Origin of the sequence: Stutzerimonas azotifigens (genome assembly GCF_013522725.1) — a bacterium.
Taxonomy (GTDB): domain Bacteria; phylum Pseudomonadota; class Gammaproteobacteria; order Pseudomonadales; family Pseudomonadaceae; genus Stutzerimonas; species Stutzerimonas azotifigens_A.
Genome location: NZ_JAAMRF010000015.1, coordinates 51,944 through 58,775, shown reverse-complemented (window position 1 = coordinate 58,775; position 6,832 = coordinate 51,944). Strand labels below are relative to the sequence as shown.

Sequence of the window (6,832 nt, the reverse complement as noted above, 5' to 3'; positions counted from 1 at the left end):
CGACGATGTCTTCGAGCAGCCCGTGCAGCTCACGGGACTTGGCGCCGTCATCGAGGGAGGCGACGATCTCGAACGGCAGGCTGACCTTTTCCAGGTAGGCCTTCAACTGAGTTTTAAGATTGGCGTCCAACATGACTGGCGTTACCTCTGAGACATTAAAATCTGGTCATGAAAACGCCCGGAACGGAGACCGCCCGGGCGTTCGGGCTAAAGAGGCCGCCAGGCGGCCTCCGAAGCGAACAACCTTTCGGTTGCTTAGATCTTGCCAACCAGGTCCAGGGACGGAGCCAGAGTGGCTTCGCCTTCCTTCCACTTGGCCGGGCAGACTTCGCCCGGGTGGGAAGCGACGTACTGGGCAGCCTTGACCTTGCGCAGCAGGTCGGACGCGTCACGGCCGATGCCTTCGGCAGTGATTTCGACAGCCTGGATGATGCCGTCGGCGTCGACGATGAAGGTACCGCGGTTAGCCAGACCCTGGTCTTCACGCAGGACTTCGAAGTTGCGGCTGATCTGCATGGTCGGGTCGCCGAGCATGGTGTACTGGATCTTGCCGATGGTTTCGGAGCTGTCGTGCCAGGCTTTGTGGGTGAAGTGGGTGTCGGTGGATACCGAGTAGATCTCTACGCCCAGCTTCTGGAACTCTTCGTAATGATCAGCGACGTCGCCCAGTTCGGTCGGGCAAACGAAGGTGAAGTCAGCCGGGTAGAAGAAGAAAACGGCCCACTTGCCCTTCAGATCGGCTTCGGTCACTTCGATGAACTTGCCATTCTTGAACGCTTGGGCTTTGAACGGCTTGATTTGAGTGTTGATCACGGACATCAGTAAAGACTCCTTCAGGGTTGAGAACAGTAAGTGGCGGTAACCTTAACCCAGCCAGTTGCCCATGGCTGATTGATTGCTGGAATAGGGACGATTGCTTTCCTCTATCCAACAACCCGGCAGCGCAAAGAGTGACACAGCTCTGAGTCGACCGAAAACCCTTCGATAGGTTCAGCCAGGCCAAAGCCCACGAATGGCGGCAAGACCCTGCGCGCCTGCCTCCCGCGCCTGCTCGGTGTCCGCAAGGGTCAAGCCACCCAGCAGGTAGGCCGGCTTGTTGAAGCCTGCGAGCAGCTGCGCCGCGCCAGACCAGCCGAGCGGTGTTGCCTCGGGATGGCTGAGTGTCAGCGATACCGGCGACAGCGTGACGAAGTCCACGCCGAGCCGGTCTGCCAGCGCGAGCTCTTCGGCATCGTGACAGGAAGCAGCGAGCCATCCCGGCGGCCGAAAGCGCTCTTCACATCCGGCCAGTGCCTTTAGTTGCCGAGCGGTCAGGTGCCAGCCCGCGCCGGAAAAATCATCGCACCAATCCAACGGCCCTTTGAGCAACAGCTTCGCGCGGCCTGCACAGTGCTCCAACACCTCGCTGGCCAATTCCCGGTAATCGGCTGCGGACAGCGCCGGAGCTCTTAACTGGATCAATGTTATGCCCTGCTCGAGCGCGCGGTCGACGCCGGCCAACAGGGCGTCGGGAAAAACATCGTCAGGTGTGATCAGGTAGCGATCAGGCAGCCGTGCCGCCGTGATGATCGGCTGATTGGCCGCGGGGAAGGCATATCCTGGCAACTCGTCCGGCGCCACCCATGCGAGTGGCTGGCCCTCGGCCCCCTGCGGTTCGCCTTCGAAGCGGGTGACCTCCCAGACGTCAAGCAACACATGCTTGTCCGGGTAGTCGTGACGAATCTGGATCAGCCGCCGAGCGGCGCTGACCTCGATAGCCAGTTCTTCGCGCAGCTCACGAACCAGAGCATCGCGAACGGTCTCGCCGAACTCGACCTTGCCACCGGGAAACTCCCACAGCCCGCCTTGGTGCACTGCCTCGGGCCGCTTGGCGATGAGAACGCGCCCCTCGGCGCCTCGGATCACCGCGGCCGCTACATGGACGCGCTTCATCCGCGCACCTCATGCAGAGCCGCCTGGCGCCAGCGCTGGAAGGCCGGCCAGCCATAAATCGTATCGACATAGGTGGCCGCAGGCTCGGGCAGCGACACCTGATAGCTGCGCAGACGTGCGGCGACCGGGGCGTAGAAGGCATCGGCAATGCTCACATGGCCGAACAGGTAACGACCGTCCTCGCCGAAACGCTCACGGCAATCGGACCAGATGGCGCAGACCCGCTCGATGTCGGCCTGAACCTCACCAGGAATCTCGTCCAACGCCTGGTCGCGGGCCAAGTCCATCGGTAGATGGCTGCGCAGCGCGGTGAATCCGCTGTGCATCTCGGCGCAGATGCTGCGGGCCAGGGCACGCGGATACTCGCCGCGCGGCCACAGATGCGTCTCGGGAAAGCGCTCGGCCAGGTATTCGACGATGGCCAACGTATCCCAAACAGGACCGGCCTCGGTCACCAGCACCGGCACCTTGCCAGTGGGCGAATGGCTCAGCAGACGAGCGCGGCTGTTCGCCTGGTAGAGCCGCACCGCGATTTCTTCATAGGGCTCGCCGACCAACTCCAGCGCCAGGGCGGCGCGCAGCGACCAGGATGAGTAGTTCTTGTCGCCGATCACCAGTTTCAGGGCCATGCCGAAACTCCTCATGTGAGGGGTTGAAGGTCAGCGGACATTAGAGGGCCGCGTCCCTGACGGCAAATTCCGGTTGCTCATGACCCCATGAGCAACCGGAATAGCGAAGCGGCCAGGGTGCGATCAGGTGCGATATTCGGCGTTGATCTTGACGTATTCGTGAGACAGGTCGGTGGTCCAGATCGTTTCGCTGCAGGTGCCACGGCCGAGTTCGATGCGGATACCGATCTCGCTTTCGGCCATCACCGCCGCGCCCTGCTCTTCGGTATAGCTGGCCGAACGCCCACCCTTGCTGGCAATGCATACATCGCCAAGGAAGACATCGATCTTGCTCACATCCAGCTGCGCCACACCGGCACGGCCGACTGCCGCGAGAATGCGGCCCCAATTAGGGTCGGAAGCGAACAGTGCGGTTTTGATCAGCGGGGAGTGAGCGACCGCGTAAGCGACGTCCAGGCATTCCTGATGGGTCGCGCCGCCGTTGACCTTGACCGTGACGAACTTGGTCGCACCCTCACCGTCGCGGACGATCGCCTGGGCGAGCTCCATGGACACCTCCAGCACCGCCTGCTTGAGCGCGGCGAACAGCGGGCCCGACGCCTGGCCGATCTCCGGCAGCTGCGCCTGGCCGGTAGCGATCAGCATGCAGCAATCGTTGGTCGAGGTGTCGCCGTCGATGGTGATGCGGTTGAACGACTTGTTTGCCGCATCGCGCAACAAGTCTTGCAGTACGCCTTGGGCGACCTTGGCATCGGTGGCGATGTAGCCGAGCATGGTGGCCATGTTCGGGCGGATCATGCCTGCGCCCTTGGAGATGCCGGTCACGGTGACCGTCACGCCGTCATGCTCGAACTGGCGGCTGGCACCCTTGGGCAGCGTGTCGGTGGTCATGATGCCGCTGGCAGCCTGAGCCCAATTGTCGGGTGACAGGTCGGCGAGTGCCGCTTGCAGCGCGGCCTCGATCTTTTCCACCGGTAGCGGTTCGCCGATCACGCCCGTCGAGAACGGCAAGATCGCGCCCTCCTCGACCGAGGTCAGTTCGGCCAGACGGGCACAGGTACGGATCGCTGCAGCCATGCCGGGCTCGCCGGTGCCGGCGTTGGCATTGCCAGTGTTGGTCAGCAGGTAGCGCACACTGCCGGTGACACGCTTCTTGGCCAGCACCACGGGTGCCGCGCAAAAGGCATTGGTGGTGAACACGCCGGCGACGGTGGAACCTTCGGCGCAGCGCATCAACACCACGTCCTTGCGGCCGGGCCGCTTGATTCCCGCCGAGGCGATACCGAGCTCGAAGCCGGGAACCGGGTGCAGCGTGGGAAGTGGACCGAGACCGACAGGCATGGAAGCGCTCCTGAAGCAGTGAAGCCGAAAGGTACGAGTCAGACCTGTTCGGCGCGAATGGATTCAAAAACGCCGCGAGCAGCAGAGCCGGTCGCGGCGCGTGGGTCACAGGCGGGCTTAGCGGATCAGTTCACCTGGCCATGGCAGTGCTTGTACTTCTTGCCGGAACCGCAGGGGCAAGGCTCGTTGCGGCCGATCTTGGGCTCGGTGCGTACCGGCGACGGTACGACGGCGACATCGCCCTCCACTTCCGGCTCGTGCTCGGGCTGATCCAGGGCCGATACTTCGGCGTGCTGGAACTGCATGCGCTGGGCCAGAGCCTCGGCTTCACGGCGCAGACGCGCTTCTTCCTCGACTGGATCCTCACGGCGCACCTGCACGTGAGAGAGCACGCGGATGGCATCGCGCTTGATCGATTCGAGCAATTCCTGGAACAGGGTGAACGACTCGCGCTTGTATTCCTGCTTGGGGTTCTTCTGCGCATAACCGCGCAGGTGAATGCCGTGACGCAGGTGATCCATCGTCGACAGGTGATCCTTCCACAGGTCGTCGAGCACGCGCAGCACGATCTGCTTCTCGAAAGTGCGCAGCGCTTCGCTGCCAGCGGCCTCTTCCTTCTCCTGATAGGTCGCGAGCAACGCCTGCATGATGCGTTCGCGCAGGGTTTCTTCGTAGAGCTTCTCGTCTTCGTCCAGCCACTGCTGGATCGGCAACTGCAACCCGAAATCGCTGTAGAGGCCCGACTCCAGACCGGAGATGTCCCACTGCTCGGGTAGCGACTGCGGTGGAATATGCTCGTTGATGGCGGCGGTCAGCGCTTCCTCGCGGAACTCGGCGATCGTCGCGCCGATGTCTCCTGCAGACAGCAGGCTGTTGCGCATGTGATAGATCACCTTGCGCTGCTCGTTGGCCACGTCGTCGTATTCGAGCAACTGCTTGCGCATGTCGAAGTTGCGCCCCTCGACCTTGCGCTGGGCCTTTTCGATGGCGTTGGTGACCATGCGATGCTCGATCGCCTCGCCCGACTCCATGCCCAGCGCCTTCATGAAGTTCTTCACCCTGTCGGAGGCGAAGATGCGCATCAGGCTGTCTTCGAGCGACAGGTAGAAGCGGCTGGAACCGGCGTCACCCTGACGGCCGGCGCGGCCACGCAGCTGGTTATCGATACGACGCGACTCGTGACGCTCGGACGCGATCACATGCAGGCCGCCCGCTTCGAGCACCTGCTGATGGCGCTTCTGCCAGTCGGCCTTGATCTGCGCGACCTGCTCCTCGCTCGGGTTTTCCAGCGCGGCCACTTCGACTTCCCAATTGCCGCCGAGCAGGATGTCGGTACCACGACCGGCCATGTTGGTGGCAATGGTCACCGCACCCGGCCGACCAGCCTGGGCAATGATCTCGGCTTCCTTGTCGTGATGCTTGGCGTTGAGCACCTGGTGCTCGATGCCCTGCTGCTGCAGCAGATTCGAGACGTATTCGGAGCTTTCGATCGTGGCGGTACCGACGAGTACAGGCCGCCCCTGGGCCCGGCACTCCTGGATGTCCTTGATGATCGCGGCGAACTTCTCTTCCTGGGTCAGGTAAACCAGGTCGTTGAAATCCTTGCGCGCCAGCGGCTTGTTGGTAGGGATCACCATGACCGGCAGGTTGTAGATCTGATGGAACTCGAACGCCTCGGTGTCAGCCGTGCCGGTCATGCCGGAGAGCTTCTTGTACAGGCGGAAGTAATTCTGGAAGGTGGTGGACGCCAGGGTCTGGCTTTCGGCCTGGATCGGCAGTCCTTCCTTGGCCTCGATGGCCTGGTGCAGGCCCTCGGACAGGCGGCGGCCAGGCATGGTGCGGCCGGTGTGCTCGTCGATCAGCAGCACCTGGTTGTTCTGCACGATGTATTCGACGTTGCGATGGAACAGTTTGTGCGCGCGCAATGCCGCGTACACATGGGTCAGCAGGCCCAGGTTGTGCGCGGAGTAGAGGCTCTCGCCTTCGGCCAGCAAGCCGGCCTGAGTCAGCAGCTCCTCGACATACTGATGGCCCTGCTCGTTGAGTTCGATCTGGCGGGTCTTCTCATCAATACTGAAGTGACCTTCCTGGGTCACCACGCCCTCTTCTTCCTCGATATGCTGGGTCAGCCGGGGAATCAGAAGATTGATTTGCTGGTAGAGCTTCGAACTGTCTTCGGCCTGACCGGAAATGATCAGCGGGGTACGTGCTTCGTCGATGAGGATCGAGTCGACCTCGTCGATGACCGCGAAGTTGAGCTCGCGCTGGAACTTGTCTTCCAGGCTGAAGGCCATGTTATCGCGCAGATAATCAAAGCCGAATTCGTTGTTCGTGCCGTAGGTAATGTCGGAAGCATAGGCGGCGCGCTTTTCTTCCGGCGGCTGGAACGGCGTGACGATACCGACCGAGAGGCCGAGGAATTCGTACAGCGGGCGCATCCAGTTGGCGTCGCGGCGAGCCAGATAGTCGTTGACGGTCACGACGTGCACGCCCTTGCCTTCGAGCGCGTTCAGGTAGACAGCCAGTGTCGCCACCAGGGTCTTGCCTTCACCGGTACGCATTTCCGCGATGCGACCTTCATGCAGCGTCATGCCACCGATCAGCTGTACATCGAAGTGGCGCATGCCCATCACGCGCTTGCCTGCCTCGCGGCATACGGCGAAAGCTTCAGGGAGGATCTGGTCGAGGGTTTCGCCCTTGCCGAGGCGTGCCTTGAACTCTTCGGTCTTGCCTCTGAGCTGTTCGTCCGACAGCGAGATCATCTGCTCTTCGAGCGCATTGACGGCCTGAACCGCCTTGAGCATGCGTTTGACTTCACGCTCGTTCTTGCTTCCAAAGAGTTTCTTCAACAAAGGCGCAAACATATCGGCAAAAACTTCCACTCTGGGGATGGAGGGCACGACCGCGGGCCGCCACGGTTTCGTGCGAAG

General features: G+C 62.1%; 6 protein-coding genes. All 6 read right to left on the bottom strand.

The window, feature by feature from the left end:
* The coding region (locus G7026_RS22715; RefSeq protein ID WP_258190402.1) for a hypothetical protein at nucleotides 1-133 on the bottom strand (133 nt) is incomplete at its 3' end.
* Nucleotides 134-255: 122 nt separating this feature from the next.
* Nucleotides 256-819 (bottom strand): alkyl hydroperoxide reductase subunit C, encoded by a 564-nt coding sequence (gene ahpC, locus G7026_RS22015; RefSeq protein WP_138410119.1) that lies wholly within the window; start codon nucleotides 817-819, stop codon nucleotides 256-258.
* Between the two features lie 171 nt (nucleotides 820-990).
* A complete protein-coding gene (locus G7026_RS22010; protein WP_181073199.1) occupies nucleotides 991-1,932 on the bottom strand; it encodes a Nudix family hydrolase in 942 nt (313 codons plus the stop codon).
* A complete protein-coding gene (locus tag G7026_RS22005; RefSeq protein WP_181073198.1) occupies nucleotides 1,929-2,561 on the bottom strand; it encodes a glutathione S-transferase family protein in 633 nt (210 codons plus the stop codon). The genes G7026_RS22010 and G7026_RS22005 overlap by 4 nt, the downstream gene beginning before the upstream one ends.
* Nucleotides 2,562-2,684: 123 nt before the next feature.
* Entirely contained in the window at nucleotides 2,685-3,902 is a 1,218-nt protein-coding gene (gene argJ / locus G7026_RS22000) for a bifunctional glutamate N-acetyltransferase/amino-acid acetyltransferase ArgJ (RefSeq protein WP_181073197.1), read from the bottom strand.
* A 125-nt stretch (nucleotides 3,903-4,027) separates the two neighbouring features.
* Nucleotides 4,028-6,766, bottom strand: coding sequence for a preprotein translocase subunit SecA (gene secA, locus G7026_RS21995; protein ID WP_181073196.1), 2,739 nt, complete (start codon nucleotides 6,764-6,766; stop codon nucleotides 4,028-4,030).
* Nucleotides 6,767-6,832: the final 66 nt, after the last annotated feature.